A 15,552-nucleotide genomic window follows, 5' to 3' on the forward strand; every position below is an offset into this window, starting at 1 on the left:
GGGATATCCTCGAACCGATGACCGACCAGACACCTGTCCAGATCGCGTGGGTGACCCGCGACCTGGACGCCACCGAGGCGGCGCTGACCACGCTGCTCGGGGCCAGGAAATGGATTCGCATGCCCGATGTGCACTTCGGGCCGGACACGTGCGAACACCGCGGCCGGCCCGCCGACTACAACGCCGACATCTCGCTGAGCTACGCCGGCGACACTCAGCTCGAACTCATCGCACCGACGAGCGGCGAGAGCATTTACACCGAGTTCCTCGACCAGAGCGGTCCCGGTCTGCACCACATCTGCACGGAGGTCCCCGACGCCGACGCGTTCGAGGCCGCGCTGACCGGCGGCGGCCCGTCGGTGGAGATCGTCGCCCGCGGTGTGATGCCCGGCGGCATGCGGTTCGCGTACCTGTCCGCCGCGGCGGCCGGCGTCCCCTACCTCGAAATCGCCTACATCCCCGACGAGATCCGCACGTTCTTCGACTATGTGAAACAGGAGCAGCAATGAGTGGCCTGGACATTCCCACGACCGTCGCCGCCTCGGATGTGACCGACTGGTCCGACGAGGTCGACGTCGTGGTGATCGGCTTCGGCATCGGCGGCGGGTGTGCGGCAGTCAGCGCCGCGGCCGCAGGCGCGCGGGTATTGGTGCTCGAGCGCGCCGCCGTCGCCGGCGGCACCACATCCATGGCCGGCGGCCACTTCTACCTCGGTGGCGGAACCGCCGTCCAGCAGGCGACCGGGCATGCCGACAGCGTCGAAGAGATGTACAAGTACCTCGTCGCGGTCTCGCGCGAGCCCGAACTCGACAAGATCCGCGCCTACTGCGAGGGCAGCGTCGAACATTTCAACTGGCTCGAGGAGCTGGGGATCGCGTTCGAGCGCAGCTACTACCCGGAGAAGGCGGTGATCCAGCCCAACACCGAGGGGCTGATGTTCACCGGCAACGAGAAGGTGTGGCCGTACAAGAACATGGCGGTGCCCGCCCCGCGCGGCCACAAGGTCCCGGTTCCCGGCGACACCCAGGGCGCGGCGATGGTGATCGACCTGCTGCTCAAGCGGGCCGCCGAACTGGATGTGCAGATCCGCTACGAAACGGGCGCAACGAATCTCGTCGTCGAGGACGAGGCCGTCGTGGGCGTCTCATGGAAGAAGTTCACCGAGACCGGGTCGATCCGGGCGAAGGCGGTGGTGATCGCCGCGGGCGGTTTCGTGATGAATCCCGAGATGGTCGCCAAGCTCACGCCGAAGCTCGCCGAGAAGCCGTTCGTGCTCGGCAACACCTACGACGACGGCCTGGGCATCCGCCTCGGCGAGTCGGTGGGCGGGGCCACCAAGCACATGGACCAGATCTTCATCACCGCTCCCGTCTACCCGCCGTCGACCCTGCTGACCGGGATCATCGTCAACAAGGAGGGCAAGCGGTTCGTCACCGAAGACTCCTACCATTCGCGCACGTCGGGTTTCGTGATGGACCAACCCGACAGTGCGGCGTACCTGATCGTCGACGAAGCGCACATGCAGCGCCCGGAGATCCCGCTCATCACCTTCATCGACGGCTGGGAGACGGTCGAGGAGATGGAGGCCGCGCTGGGCATCCCGACGGGCAACCTCGTCGAGACGCTGAACAACTACAACGAGCACGCCGCCAAGGGCGAGGACCCGGAGTTCCACAAGCAGCCGGAATTCCTTGCGCCACAAGACAAGGGGCCGTGGGGAGCCTTCGACCTGACGCTGGGCAAGGCGATGTACTCCGGCTTCACCGTCGGTGGTCTGGCCACTGACGTCGACGGCGAGGTGTTGCGTGCCGACGGCACCGTGATTCCGGGCCTGTACGCGGCGGGCGCATGCGCGTCCAACATCGCCCAGGACGGCAAGGGCTACGCCAGCGGCACCCAGCTGGGGGAGGGCTCCTTCTTCGGCCGGCGCGCCGGAACGCACGCCGCCAAGGTGGCCGCCGAAAGTGCCAGTGCCGCAGGCTAAACCGCCAGCGCCGCAGGCTAGACGGTAGCGGGCTCGTTACCCTCGACGTGGCCGAGGCGCCACTGGCCCTCGCCGAGCAGTTCCAGGTGCCTGGCGTGGTGCTGCTCGACCGTGCTGCGGTGGCTGACGCTGACCAGGATGGTGTCCGGTAGCTCGGTGCGCACCATCTCGTAGAGCGCGAACTCCAGACCCTCGTCGAGCGCCGAGGTGGCTTCGTCGAGGAAGACCGCCTTGGGTTTGGTCAGCAGCACTCGGGCGAACGCGATGCGTTGTTGCTCGCCCGGCGACAGCACCTTGGCCCAGTCCTGCGACTCGTTGAGGCGAATCGTCAAGTGCGACAAGGCGACCTTGGACAGCGCATGTTGCAGGTCCTCGTCGCTGATCTCGCCGGAGGTGGCCGGGTAGGACACCACGGTCCGCAGATCGCCGAGCGGGACGTACGGCATCTGCGACAGGAACATGGTGTCGTCGTCCTCGGGCCGGCAGAGGGTGCCGGAGGTGAACGGCCACAGCTGGGCCAGGCTGCGCAGCAGCGTGGTCTTGCCTGCACCCGAAGGCCCGGTGATGACCAGCGTCTCGCCCGGCTCCAGCCGCAGATCGATCGGATCGACGAGCTGGCTGCCGTCGGGTTTGCGAACCTCGACCCGGCGCAATTCCACCGACCCGTCCTGGCTGGTGACTGTCGTCAGCTTGGGCAGCTCGCGCGCCTCGGCGTTGGTTTCCACCAGGCCGTGCAGACGGATGATGGCAGCCCGGTAGGAGGCGAACGAGTCGTAGGCGTTGCGGAAGAACGACAGCGAGTCGTGGATCGACCCGAATGCGCTCGACGACTGGGTGACGTCACCGAGGTCGATCTGCCCGGCGAACAGCCGCGGCGCCTGGATCACCAGCGGCAGCGGGTTGATGATCTGGCTCATCGACAGGTTCCAGCCGGTCAGCGCGATCGTGCGATTCACGTAGCGCTTGTAGTTGGCGATGATCTGGGCGAACTTGGCGCGCAGCAGGCCCCGCTCGGCGTTCTCGCCGCGGTAGAAGCCGACGGCCTCGGCCGAATCACGCAGCCGGACCAGCGCGTAGCGGAAGACGGCGTTGGTGAGCTCGTTGCGGAAACTGAGCCGGATCAGCGGGTGGCCGATCCAGAACGCGATGATCGTCGCCACCAGCACGTAGACCAGCACCACCCAGAACAGCGCGTGCCCGAGGGTGACACCGAGGAAGGTCAGCGGACCCGACAGGTTCCACAAGATCACGGTGAACGAAACCACCGTCACCAACGAGTTGATGGCGCCGAACAGCAACGTGCTGGAACTGCCGATCATCGGCGTGTTCGGCGAGGACCCCACCCCGGCGGTGAAGATGTCGATGTCGTACTGGATGCGCTGGTCGGGGTTGTCGATGTCGCTGTCGGTGAACCGGGTGCGGTAGTACGCGTGGTCGTCGAGCCAGTCGCAGGTGAGCCGGTCGGTGAGCCACACCCGCCAGCGAATGATGAACCGCTGCATGAGGTAGATGTCCAGCATCACCCGGCTGATGTAGATGGTCGCCAGGATGCCGAACAGGATCAGCGCCGCCCAGAATCCGCTGATACCGGACTGGCGAACTTCCTCGTTGCCGCCGCCCGCGCCCTGGAACGCCACCTGCAGCGACGTGAACAGGTCATTGCTGTAGTAGCTGAGCAGGACGTCGAGGCGCACCGAGATGATCGTCGAGAGCAACAGCACGGCGATCCAGACCCACACCTTGATGCTCTGCCGGCCTTTGAAGTAATCCCCGGTGATCCGCCAGTACTGCCGGCCCCACACCGTGTAGCGGGCCAGCAAGACCAGCACGATGAGACTCAAAACGGCGCTGATCGCCCACGCTTTGGAAATCCAAATCAGGGACGGGACGAGCTCGTGTCCCCAGTCCATGGACGGGGTGAACTTCTCCAACGCGCTTCTCCTCCTGCGGCGCCGACCACCCGACGCCCGATCTGCTGGCTTTCCCGGCGAACCTACCCCGGCATCCCGGCTAAGGCGCGCGTGTGTGCCAGATGGCTAGCGAAATGTGAGCTTCAGCGTCCTCGTCAGACCCGCCCCCGGGGTCGAGTCGCGGTCCCTGAAGCACAAATATCCGTCCGGGCCGATAACGAAGGCTGCGCGCCGTCGCCGTGGGCAGCGCGTCGGGAACTCACCGCGACGAGTACGTCGACGTCGGTCATGGCGCCGACGGTACCGTTGACCCGTGGCGAAAACTCGCAAGGACAGCGTTGCCGGACCCGGCCGGATCAGCCGGGGCTTCTGGCGCATGCTCGGTGCCACCACCGAGAAGACCAAGGCTCAATCGATGGCCGAGGTGGACGCCTCGGCCGAGTTCGACGACAAGGCCAAGGGCCTCGACGACGAGCAACTCGCCAAGGCCGCGAAGCTGCTGGACCTCAGCGACCTCGCCTCGTCGTCCGACATCCCGCAGTTCCTGGCCGTCGCCCGCGAAGCCGCCGAACGCACCACCGGCCTGCGTCCGTTTGATGTCCAGCTGTCCGGTGCGCTGCGCATGATGGCCGGCGACGTCATCGAGATGGCCACCGGTGAGGGCAAGACCCTCTCGGGTGCGATTGCCGCCGCCGGCTACGCCCTGGCCGGGCGCAACGTCCACGTCGTGACCATCAACGACTACCTGGCCCGTCGCGACGCCGAGTGGATGGCGCCGCTGATCGAGTCGATGGGTCTCACGGTCGGCTGGATCACCGCCGAGTCGACCGCACAGGAACGCCGCGCCGCCTACAAATGCGATGTCACCTACGCCTCGGTCAACGAGATCGGCTTCGACGTGCTGCGCGACCAGCTGGTCACCGATGTCGCCGACCTGGTGTCGCCCAACCCCGACGTCGCGCTGATCGACGAGGCCGACTCCGTGCTCGTCGACGAGGCCCTGGTGCCGCTTGTACTGGCCGGCACCACCCACCGGGAGACCCCGAAGGTCGAAATCGTCCGGCTGGTGGGCGATTTGAGGGCCGGCATCGATTACGACACCGACGCCGACAGCCGCAACGTGCACCTCACCGACGAGGGGGCCAGGAAGCTCGAGGCCGCGCTCGGCGGTATCGACCTCTACTCCGAGGAGCACGTCACCACCACGCTGACCGAGGTGAACGTCGCGCTGCACGCGCATGTGCTGTTGCAGCGCGACGTGCACTACATCGTCCGCGACGGCGCCGTGCAGCTGATCAACTCCTCGCGCGGGCGGATCGCGTCGCTGCAACGCTGGCCCGACGGACTGCAGGCCGCGGTCGAGGCCAAGGAAGGCATCGAGACCACCGAAACCGGCGAGGTGCTGGACACCATCACGGTGCAGGCCCTGATCAACCGGTACCCGACGGTGTGCGGCATGACCGGTACCGCGCTGGCCGCCGGTGAACAGCTGCGCCAGTTCTACAAGCTCGGCGTCTCGCCGATCCCGCCGAATACGCCGAACATCCGCGAGGACGCCGACGACCGCGTCTACATCACCGCCGCGGCCAAGATCGAAGCGATCATGGAGCACATCGTCGAGGTGCACGCCACCGGGCAGCCGATCCTGGTCGGCACGCACGACGTCGCCGAGTCCGAAGAGCTGCACGAGCGGCTGGTTCGCCGCGGCGTCCCGGCGGTGGTGCTCAACGCCAAGAACGACGAGGAAGAGGCCGCCGTCATCGCCGAAGCCGGCAAGCTCGGCACCGTCACGGTGTCCACCCAGATGGCCGGCCGCGGCACCGACATCCGGCTCGGTGGCTCCGAATCGGACGACCATTCCGCCGATAAAAAGGAAGTGGCCGAGCTCGGCGGTCTGCACGTCATCGGCACCGGGCGGCATCGCACCGAGCGGCTGGACAACCAGCTGCGCGGGCGCGCCGGCCGCCAGGGCGACCCGGGTTCATCGGTGTTCTTCGCCAGCTGGGAGGACGACGTCGTCGTCGCGCATCTCGACGAGGGCAAGCTGCCCACCGAGGCCGACGAGACCGGACGGATCACCAGCCCGAAGGCGGGCGCCCTGCTGGACCACGCCCAGCGGGTGGCCGAAGGCCGGCTGCTCGACGTCCACGCCAACACCTGGCGCTACAACCAGCTCATCGCCCAGCAGCGCGCGATCATCGTCGAGCGCCGCAACACCCTGCTGAGCACGCCGGCAGCCCGCAACGAGCTCAAGGAACTCTCGCCCGACCGGTACGAGGAGCTCGTCGAGAAGTCCGGCGAGGACCGGCTCGAGACGATCTGCCGCCAGATCATGCTGTTCCACCTGGACCGCGGCTGGGCCGACCACCTGGCCTACCTGGCCGACATCCGGGAGAGCATCCACCTGCGCGCGCTGGGCAGGCAGAACCCGCTCGACGAGTTCCACCGGATGGCGGTCGACGCGTTCGCGCACCTGGCCGCCGACGCCATCGAGGCCGCCCAGCAGACCTTCGAGACCGCCAACATCCTCGAAGAGGAGCAGGGCCTGGACCTGTCGAAGCTGGCCCGCCCGACCTCGACCTGGACATACATGGTCCACGACAACCCGCTCAACGACGACACGTTGTCGGCGCTCAGCCTGCCCGGGGTCTTCCGCTAGGGCTAAGTTCATCACCATGGACCGTCGCGACCGGGTGCTGACGATCCCGAACATCCTGTCGGTGATCCGGCTCGTGCTGGTGCCGGTGTTCCTGTACCTGCTGTTGGCCACCGACGCGTACGGGTGGGCCGTGGCGATCCTGATGTTCAGCGGCTTCTCCGACTGGGCCGACGGCAAGATCGCCCGCCTGGTGCCCAACCAATCGTCACAGCTGGGCGCACTGCTGGACCCGCTGGTGGATCGCGTCTACATGGTGGCCGTTCCGGTCGGGATGGGCTTCGCGGGCGTCGTGCCGTGGTGGCTGGTGGCGACGCTCGTCGGCCGCGATCTGGTGCTGGCCGCCACCCTTCCGGTGGTGCGCAGCCGCGGGCTCACCGCGCTGCCGGTCACCTACATCGGCAAGGCGGCGACGTTCGCGCTGATGTCCGGCTTCCCGCTGGTGCTGCTCGGCCAGTGGGACGCGACGTGGAGCCGGGTGATCGGCGCCTGCGGCTGGGGCTTCCTGCTGTGGGGCGTCGGCATGTACCTGTGGTCAGCCGTCCTCTACCTGCTGCAGGTCCGTCTGGTGGTGACCACAATGCCCAAGGCCGGCGTCAGCGATGCCCGCACCTGACAGCGCACTCGGCGGCTACGACCCGCGGGCCGGCCGCAGCGAGCGCCACGAGCAGCGGCCGGCCCTCATCCCGCTGCCGGGCCTGCTGCGTTCGCTGCTCACCGAACACCTCGACCCCGGCTACGCCGCCGCTGCCGCTGCGCGCGAGAAGAGCAGACAGACCACGCGAACGATCGCCGACCGGGCCTGGCAGGCAGTGGCGGCAGTGCTGATAGCGGTGGTGTTCGCCGCCGCGGTCGCGCAAGCCCGGACCACCGCGCCCGGCGTCAACGCCGCCCAGCAGGTGCTGGCCGCCAGCGTGCGATCCGCCGAAGGCACCACCGACCGGCTCACCCAGCGCCGCGACGAGCTGGCCACCCAGGCCGACAGCATCCAGCGCCGTCAGCTGCGCGACGACGCGGCAGGCCGAGATCTGCTCAGCAGGCTCGATGCGCTCAGCCTGGCCGCGGCCACCACCGCCGTCATCGGGCCCGGCCTGTCGGTCACGGTGACCGACCCCGGCGTGGGGCGCGACCTGTCCGACGTGTCCAAGCAGCGGGTGGCCGGCAGCCGGCAGATCATCCTGGATCGCGATCTCCAGCTGGCCGTGAACTCGTTGTGGGCCAGTGGGGCCGAAGCGATCTCGGTCGGGGGAGTGCGGATGGGGCCCAACGTGACGATCCGTCAGGCGGGCGGCGCCATTCTGGTCGACAATCATCCGATCAGCAGCCCGTACACGATCCTGGCGGTGGGGCCGCCGGGCGCGATGCGCGATACCTTCGATCGGAGCAGCGGGCTGCAGCGGCTGCGGCTCCTCGAGGTCTCCTATGGCGTGGGGGTCAGCGTGAGCAGCGGCGACGGCCTGTCGCTGCCGGCGAGCGCGGTACGGGAGATTAAATTTGCCAAGCAGATCAGCCGGTAGGGGGCGTATCAGCAGATGATCGGAATCGCCGCACTCATCGTCGGCATCGTGCTGGGGCTGGTGTTGCACCCCAGCGTCCCTGAGGTCATCCAGCCGTACCTGCCGATCGCGGTCGTCGCCGCGCTCGATGCGGTGTTCGGCGGTCTGCGGGCCTACCTGGAGAAGATCTTCGACCCCAAGGTGTTCGTGGTCTCGTTCGTGTTCAACGTGCTGGTGGCCGCACTCATCGTCTACGTCGGCGATCAACTCGGGGTGGGCACCCAGCTGTCGACGGCGATCATCGTCGTGCTGGGCATCCGCATCTTCGGCAACGCCGCCGCACTGCGGCGCCGGCTGTTCGGGGCCTGAGGTGACCGACGAAGAACACGGCCGCCACGAATTGCCGGGCCCAGCCCCGGCGCCGCTGCGGCGGCCCCGCACCCGCATGCAGATCATGTTCGGCGCGCTCGGCGTACTGCTGTGCCTGATGCTCGGTGTGGCGATCGCCACTCAGGCGAGGCAGACCGAGACAGGCGACGCACTGGACACCGCGCGCCCAGCCGACCTGCTGGTCCTGCTCGGCTCGCTGCAGCAGCGTGAAGCAACGCTCAACACCGAGGTGGCCGATCTGCAGCGCAACCTCGCAGCCATGCAGACAGCGGGCAGCAGCGACCAGGCTGCGATCCAGAACGCGCAGGCCAGGCTGGCCGCGCTGTCGATCCTGATCGGCACCGTCGCCGCCACCGGCCCCGGCGTGACGATCACGATCGACGACCCTGGACCCGGCGTCGCCCCGGAAACCATGCTCGACGTCATCAACGAACTGCGGGCCGCCGGCGCCGAGGCGATGGAGATCCGCTCCGGGCAGCAGGCCGTCCGCGTCGGCGTCGACACCTGGGTGGTCGGCAGCCCCGGCGCGCTGGTGATCGACACGCAAACTCTGGGCCCGCCGTATTCTGTTCTGGCCATTGGCGATCCGCCCACCCTGGCTGCCGCGATGAACATCCCGGGCGGCGCCGTCGACAGCGTCGAACGGGTGGGCGGGCGAATGACCGTCGCGCAGTCCGACCGGGTGGACATCACCACCTTGCGGCAACCGAAAGCGCGCCAATACGCTCAGCCCGTCAAATGAGCAGCCCGACACAATGAGCACCCGAGACCGAGGAGCACCGTGAGCGAAATCCCAGCCGACCTGCGCTACACCGCCGAGCACGAGTGGGTGCTGCGTACCGGTGACGACACCGTGCGCGTCGGCATCACCGACTTCGCCCAGTCCTCACTGGGTGACGTGGTGTTCGTGCAGCTCCCCGAGGTGGGCAGCGACGTCACGTCCGGTGAGTCGTTCGGCGAGGTGGAGTCCACCAAGTCGGTGTCCGATCTCTACGCACCGGTGTCGGCCAAAGTGATTGCCGTCAACGGCGAATTGGAAGGCAGCCCCGGACTGGTGAACTCCGATCCCTACGGTCAGGGGTGGTTGTTGGAGTTGCAGGTCGACGGCGATACCCTCGAACAGGGGTTGGCGGCGTTGCTCGATGCGGACGCCTATCGGGACACAGTGACCGAATGACATTGTTAGGGTGCCTGCCAGCCACCGATCCGGCGGTGGTGGGTACAACGACGACCACTGCGCGGTACGGTCGTCGTAAGTGATTGGTGAGGCGGACGGGCGCCTTGTGCGGATTCCCGCCAAGTACAGCCACGGCAGCCAGTGAAGGAGCAGCGGGTGACCGACAAGGACCAGAACTCTGACGAAGTCACCGTGGAGACGACGTCCGTCTTCCGGGCCGACTTCCTCAACGAGCTGGACGCCCCGGCGGCCACCAGCGGCGAGAGCGGGGTGTCCGGGGTCGAAGGTCTCCCGGTCGGCTCGGCGCTGCTGGTCGTGAAGCGCGGCCCGAATGCGGGGTCGCGGTTCCTGCTGGACCAGGCGACAACGTCGGCGGGCCGCCATCCGGACTCCGACATCTTCCTCGATGACGTGACCGTCAGCCGCAGGCATGCCGAGTTCCGCTTGGACGGCAACGAATTCCAGGTCGTCGACGTCGGCAGCCTCAACGGCACCTACGTGAACCGCGAACCGGTCGACTCGGCCACCCTGGCCAACGGCGACGAGGTACAGATCGGCAAGTTCCGCCTGGTGTTCCTCACCGGACCGAAGTCGTCCGAGGACGACAGCGTTCCAGGAAGCTAGTGACGGCGATGAGCGCTCGCGCGAAGAGCTGACGATGCAGCCCGATAGTCCCGCGCTTGCCGGGATGTCTATCGGAGCGGTCCTGGACCTGCTGCGACCGGACTTCCCGGACGTGACGATCTCCAAGATCCGATTCTTGGAAGCCGAAGGTCTCGTCACGCCGGAGCGCAGCGCATCGGGGTATCGGCGGTTCACCGCGTACGACTGCGCACGGTTGCGGTTCATCCTGACCGCGCAGCGCGACCAGTATCTACCTCTCAAAGTCATCAAGGCGCAGCTCGACGCCCAGCCGGACGGCGAGCTGCCGCACACCGGATCGCCTTACGCTGTACCGCGTTTGGTGACGGTGGCGGACGGCAGCCAATTCGGCGACGACGCCGACGTCGAAACCGACGTGGCGCGCACCCAGGTCCGGCTGAGCCGCGAGGATCTGCTGGAACGCTCCGGGGTGGGCGAGGAGTTGCTGACCGCGCTGTGCAAAGCGGGCGTGATCACCACCGGCCCGGGTGGGCTGTTCGACGAGTATTCGGTGGTCATCGCGCAGTGTGCGCGGGCGCTGGGGGAGTACGGCGTGGAACCGCGGCACCTGCGGGCGTTCCGGTCGGCGGCCGATCGGCAGTCCGATCTGATCGCGCAGATCGCCGGGCCGGTGGGCAAGGCGTCGAAGACCGGGGCGCGCGATCGCGCGGACGACTTGGCGCGTGAGGTCGCCGCGCTGGCAATCACATTGCACACATCGCTGATCAAGTCCGCTGTACGAGACGTTCTCGACCGCTGAGGACTAGACTCCAAAGGACTGCAACGAGCGCGGAGGTCAGACACAGATGGGCGAGGTTCGTGTGGTGGGCATTCGCGTCGAACAGCCCCAGAACCAGCCGGTCCTGCTGCTGCGGGAGTCCAACGGCGACCGGTATCTGCCGATCTGGATCGGCCAGTCCGAGGCCACCGCGATCGCGTATGAACAGCAGGGTGTCGAGCCGACCCGCCCGCTGACCCACGACCTCTTCCGAGATGTCATTGGCGCACTGGGGCATTCGCTCAAAGAGGTGCGCATCGTGGATTTGCAGGAAGGCACCTTCTACGCCGACCTGATCTTCGACCGCGACATCAAGGTGTCCGCGCGCCCGTCGGACTCGGTGGCGATCGCCCTGCGGATGGGTGTGCCGATCTACGTGGAGGAGGCGGTGCTGGCCGAGGCCGGGCTGCTCATCCCCGACGAGAACGACGAGGAATCCACCGGCGCGGTCCGCGAGGACGAGGTCGAGAAGTTCAAGGAATTCCTCGACAGCGTGTCGCCGGACGACTTCAAAGCGACCTGACCACCAAGATCACGGACGCGTATCACTTGGCCCAAGCGGTTCGACACGCCCGAGGGATGACCGGTGGCACGCGCAAGGGCAGCCATACTTTCATCACGACGACGAGCACGACCGCCCGTCGAAAAGCGTATGCTCGGTGGACTCGGACTGGGCAAACGTGGTTGGTGGAGCGGTGAGCGGGCCATAGGTTCGAACGGCGAGAGGAAGCATCGTGGGCGAGCAGCCACGTCAGGGACAGTTGGACCTTGCTGGCACGGGCTCTGGTTCCGACGGCCGCTTTGAGGCGGATACGCCCGCCGGCGCGCCAGTGAGCGAGGCGGTGCAGCAGGGCCTGTTCCCCGACGACTCGGTTCCCGACGAATTGGTCGGCTACCGCGGGCCGAGCGCCTGCCAGATCGCCGGAATCACCTACCGCCAGTTGGACTACTGGGCGCGCACCTCACTGGTGGTGCCGTCCATCCGCGGTGCGGCCGGCTCCGGCAGCCAGCGGCTGTATTCGTTCAAGGACATCCTGGTCCTCAAGATTGTCAAGCGTCTGCTCGATACCGGCATCTCGCTGCACAACATCCGGGTCGCCGTCGACCATCTGCGTCAGCGCGGCGTGCAGGATCTGGCCAACATCACCCTGTTCTCTGACGGCACAACGGTGTACGAGTGCACGTCGGCCGAAGAGGTCGTCGACCTGCTGCAGGGCGGCCAAGGTGTGTTCGGCATCGCGGTCAGCGGAGCCATGCGGGAACTGTCCGGCGCGATCGCCGATTTCCCGGGCGAGCGGGCCGACGGCGGCGAGTCGATCGCCTCACCGGAGGACGAGCTGGCCTCCCGGCGGAAGAGCCGCGACCGCAAGATCGGTTAGCAGCTAGAATCTTTTTCGTATCGCCCTCGCGCGGGAGAGTTTCGTGGCAGCCAGTCACGGACGCCGAAGGAGCAACACCTCTCCGTCAACCTCTCAGGCCCCCGGACCGCGCGTGGCCACGATGCCTCTGGAAAGCGGTGACCTCGCGGTCGCCCGCCCATGGGGAAAGGCAGCACCGCTGACACGCGGACTGACCGAATCTCTCAGGCACCCGGTCCGGGTCGACGACAGAGGGAGAGGACGCCGCTGACGGCTGCGCCGTAAGTCAGGAGTCCCCCATGTCGGAACAAGCAGGGTCCAATCACAGCCAGCCCACCTTCGCCGATCGTCACATCGGACCCGATTCCGATGCGTTGGCCACCATGCTCGACGTGATCGGGGTCGCCTCGCTCGAGGAACTGGCGGCCAAGGCGCTGCCTGCGGGCATCCTCGACGCGCTCTCCGCCGACGGCATCGCCCCCGGCCTCGATCAGCTGCCCGCCGCGGTCGGCGAGCATGAGGCGCTGGCCGAGCTGCGGGCGCTCGCCGACACCAACACCATCGCGGTGTCGATGATCGGGCAGGGCTACTACGACACGCTCACCCCGCCGGTGCTGCTGCGCAACATCCTGGAGAACCCCGCCTGGTACACCGCGTACACGCCGTATCAGCCCGAGATCAGCCAGGGCCGGCTCGAGGTGCTGCTGAACTTCCAGACCATGATCGCCGACCTCACCGGGCTGGATCTCGCCAACGCCTCCATGCTCGACGAGTCCACCGCGGCCGCCGAGGCGATGACGCTGATGCACCGCGCATCGCGGGGCTCGGCCAACCGGCTTGCCGTCGACGAGGACATGTTCGCCCAGACCGCGGCCATCCTGGCGACCCGCGCGGAGCCGCTGGGCATCGAGATCGTCACCGCCGACTTGCGCAACGGTCTTCCCGACGGTGAGTTCTTCGGCGTCATCGCACAGCTGCCCGGCGCCAGCGGACGGGTGACCGACTGGTCCAAGCTGGTCGAGCAGGCCCACGAGCGCGGTGCGCTGGTGGCGCTGGGCGCCGACCTGTTGGCGATGACGCTGATCGCCCCGCCGGGTGAGTTGGGCGCCGACGTCGCGTTCGGAAGCGCGCAGAGATTCGGTGTGCCAATGGGATTCGGTGGACCGCACGCCGGTTTCCTTGCGGTGCACAACAAGCACGCCCGCCAGCTGCCCGGCCGCCTGGTGGGGGTGTCGGTCGACAGCGACGGAGCGCCGGCCTACCGGCTGTCGCTGCAGACCCGTGAACAGCACATCCGCCGCGACAAGGCGACCTCCAACATCTGTACCGCCCAGGTGCTGTTGGCGGTGATGGCCGCGTCGTACGCCAGCTACCACGGTCCCGAGGGCCTGACCGGCATCGCCCGCCGCGTCCACGGGCACGCCCGCTCACTGGCCGCCGGCCTGAGCGAGGCCGGCGTCGAGGTGGTGCACGACACCTTCTTCGACACCGTGCTGGTGCATGTCCCGAACCGCGCTGCCGCGGTGCAGGCCGAGGCCAAGGGTCGCGGCATCAACATCTGGCGGGTGGACGCCGACCACGTGTCGGTCACGTGTGACGAGGCCACCACCGCGGCCCATGTCGCCCTGGTGTTGGAGTCCTTCGGCGCCAGCCTGGCAGGGGATTACGCCGGTCCCGAAATCGAGTCGCGGACAAGCGAATTCCTGACCCACCCGGCGTTCCACCGGTACCGCACCGAAACCGAGATGATGCGCTACCTGCGCATGCTCGCCGACAAAGACATAGCGCTGGACCGCAGCATGATCCCGCTCGGGTCGTGCACGATGAAGCTCAACGCCGCCGCCGAGATGGAGTCGATCACCTGGCCGGAATTCGGTAAGCAGCATCCGTTCGCCCCGGCCGGTGACACCCCGGGCATGCGCAAGCTGATCGCCGATCTGGAGGGCTGGCTGACCGGCCTGACCGGGTACGACGCAATCTCGTTGCAGCCCAACGCCGGATCGCAGGGTGAATACGCCGGACTGCTGGCCATCCGCGAGTATCACCTGGCCAATGGCGACACCGGCCGTGACGTCTGCCTGATCCCGTCCAGCGCGCACGGCACCAATGCCGCGTCCGCGGCGATGGTCGGTATGCGGGTGGTCGTGGTGGCCTGCCGGGAGAACGGCGACGTCGACCTCGACGATCTGCGCGCAAAAGTCAGCGAGCACGCCGAGCGGCTGGCCGCGCTGATGATCACCTACCCGTCTACGCACGGGGTCTACGAGCACGACATCGCCAACATCTGCGCCGCGGTGCATGACGCCGGCGGGCAGGTGTACGTCGACGGCGCCAACCTCAATGCTCTTGTCGGGCTGGCCCGGCCGGGCAAGTTCGGCGGCGACGTCAGCCACCTGAACCTGCACAAGACGTTCTGCATCCCGCACGGTGGCGGCGGCCCCGGTGTCGGACCGGTGGCGGTGCGCTCGCACCTGGCGGCGTTCCTGCCCGGCCACCCGATGGCCGAGGAACTACCGAAGGGACATCCGGTGTCGGCGGCCCCGTACGGGTCGGCGTCGATCCTGCCGATCACCTGGGCCTACATCCGGATGATGGGTGCGGGCGGCCTGCGCGATGCCACGCTGACCGCGATCGCCTCGGCCAACTACATCGCGCGCCGCCTCGACGAGTACTACCCGGTGCTCTACACCGGCGAGAACGGCATGGTCGCCCACGAGTGCATCCTCGATCTGCGGGGCATCACCAAGTCCACCGGCGTCACCGTCGACGATGTGGCGAAGCGGTTGGCGGACTTCGGTTTCCATGCACCGACCATGAGCTTCCCGGTCGCCGGCACGTTGATGGTGGAGCCCACCGAGAGCGAAAGCCTGGCCGAGGTGGACGCGTTCTGCGAGGCGATGATCGCGATCCGCGCCGAGATCGACAAGGTCGGCTCGGGGGAGTGGCCCGCCGACGACAATCCGCTGCGCAATTCGCCGCACACCGCCGAATGCCTGCTGGTCGACGAGTGGACACACCCGTACAGCCGTGAGCAGGCGGCATACCCGTTGGGCAAGGGAAACCGGGCGAAGGTATGGCCGCCGGTGCGACGCATCGACGGGGCGTACGGCGACCGGAACCTGGTGTGCTCGTGCCCGCCGGTGGAGGCGTTCGCCTGATCT

At 67.6% G+C, this 15,552-nt stretch carries 14 protein-coding genes and 2 riboswitches; of the genes, 13 read left to right on the forward strand and 1 reads right to left on the reverse strand.

The annotated features are described in order from the left end of the window. Positions 1–17 precede the first annotated feature (17 nt). Both D3H54_RS13500 and D3H54_RS13505 read left to right on the forward strand, forming a co-directional pair. Positions 18–509, forward strand: coding sequence for a VOC family protein (locus tag D3H54_RS13500; RefSeq protein ID WP_149379467.1), 492 nt, complete (start codon positions 18–20; stop codon positions 507–509). Continuing rightward, a complete protein-coding gene (locus tag D3H54_RS13505) occupies positions 506–1,984 on the forward strand; it encodes an FAD-binding protein (RefSeq protein ID WP_149379468.1) in 1,479 nt (492 codons plus the stop codon). Before D3H54_RS13500 ends, D3H54_RS13505 begins: the two co-directional genes overlap by 4 nt. 17 nt (positions 1,985–2,001) lie before the next feature. Here D3H54_RS13505 and D3H54_RS13510 read toward each other — a convergent pair whose 3' ends face one another. After that, entirely contained in the window at positions 2,002–3,915 is a 1,914-nt protein-coding gene (locus D3H54_RS13510) for an ABC transporter ATP-binding protein/permease (protein ID WP_149379469.1), read from the reverse strand. 355 nt (positions 3,916–4,270) lie between these two features. On the opposite strand from D3H54_RS13510, the gene secA2 reads away from it, so the two are divergent. The 11 genes from secA2 (at position 4,271) to gcvP (ending at position 15,549) form a co-directional block, all read left to right on the forward strand. Then, positions 4,271–6,553 (forward strand): accessory Sec system translocase SecA2, encoded by a 2,283-nt coding sequence (secA2, locus tag D3H54_RS13515; RefSeq protein WP_286199281.1) that lies wholly within the window; start codon positions 4,271–4,273, stop codon positions 6,551–6,553. Between the two features lie 16 nt (positions 6,554–6,569). After that, complete coding sequence (locus tag D3H54_RS13520) at positions 6,570–7,166, forward strand: CDP-alcohol phosphatidyltransferase family protein (RefSeq protein WP_149379470.1); 597 nt, start codon at positions 6,570–6,572, stop codon at positions 7,164–7,166. Beyond that, on the forward strand, positions 7,153–8,067 hold the full coding sequence (locus D3H54_RS13525; protein WP_149379471.1) for a DUF881 domain-containing protein: 915 nt from the start codon (positions 7,153–7,155) through the stop codon (positions 8,065–8,067). The genes D3H54_RS13520 and D3H54_RS13525 overlap by 14 nt, the downstream gene beginning before the upstream one ends. Before the next feature lie 15 nt (positions 8,068–8,082). Beyond that, positions 8,083–8,415 (forward strand): small basic family protein, encoded by a 333-nt coding sequence (locus D3H54_RS13530; protein WP_036344963.1) that lies wholly within the window; start codon positions 8,083–8,085, stop codon positions 8,413–8,415. Position 8,416: 1 nt separating this feature from the next. Further along, positions 8,417–9,178, forward strand: coding sequence for a DUF881 domain-containing protein (locus D3H54_RS13535; RefSeq protein ID WP_210419694.1), 762 nt, complete (start codon positions 8,417–8,419; stop codon positions 9,176–9,178). A 39-nt stretch (positions 9,179–9,217) separates the two neighbouring features. Next, positions 9,218–9,613 (forward strand): glycine cleavage system protein GcvH, encoded by a 396-nt coding sequence (gene gcvH / locus D3H54_RS13540; RefSeq protein WP_149379472.1) that lies wholly within the window; start codon positions 9,218–9,220, stop codon positions 9,611–9,613. A 156-nt stretch (positions 9,614–9,769) separates the two neighbouring features. After that, the gene (gene garA / locus D3H54_RS13545; protein WP_286199229.1) at positions 9,770–10,237 is read left to right on the forward strand and encodes a glycogen accumulation regulator GarA; all 468 of its coding nucleotides are present in this window, start codon (positions 9,770–9,772) and stop codon (positions 10,235–10,237) included. 34 nt (positions 10,238–10,271) lie between these two features. Next, positions 10,272–11,015, forward strand: coding sequence for a transcriptional regulator FtsR (gene ftsR / locus D3H54_RS13550; RefSeq protein WP_149379474.1), 744 nt, complete (start codon positions 10,272–10,274; stop codon positions 11,013–11,015). Between the two features lie 46 nt (positions 11,016–11,061). Beyond that, positions 11,062–11,556: a bifunctional nuclease family protein gene (locus D3H54_RS13555; RefSeq protein WP_036344970.1), complete on the forward strand. Its 495-nt coding sequence runs from the start codon at positions 11,062–11,064 to the stop codon at positions 11,554–11,556. A gap of 211 nt (positions 11,557–11,767) precedes the next feature. Further along, on the forward strand, positions 11,768–12,412 hold the full coding sequence (locus D3H54_RS13560) for a MerR family transcriptional regulator (RefSeq protein ID WP_149379475.1): 645 nt from the start codon (positions 11,768–11,770) through the stop codon (positions 12,410–12,412). Positions 12,413–12,433: 21 nt separating this feature from the next. Continuing rightward, positions 12,434–12,531: riboswitch (glycine riboswitch) on the forward strand. Beyond that, positions 12,532–12,653, forward strand: a riboswitch (glycine riboswitch). Between the two features lie 37 nt (positions 12,654–12,690). Then, on the forward strand, positions 12,691–15,549 hold the full coding sequence (gene gcvP, locus D3H54_RS13565; protein ID WP_149379476.1) for an aminomethyl-transferring glycine dehydrogenase: 2,859 nt from the start codon (positions 12,691–12,693) through the stop codon (positions 15,547–15,549). Positions 15,550–15,552 lie beyond the last annotated feature (3 nt).

It is taken from the genome of Mycobacterium sp. ELW1, assembly GCF_008329905.1.
Taxonomy (GTDB): domain Bacteria; phylum Actinomycetota; class Actinomycetes; order Mycobacteriales; family Mycobacteriaceae; genus Mycobacterium.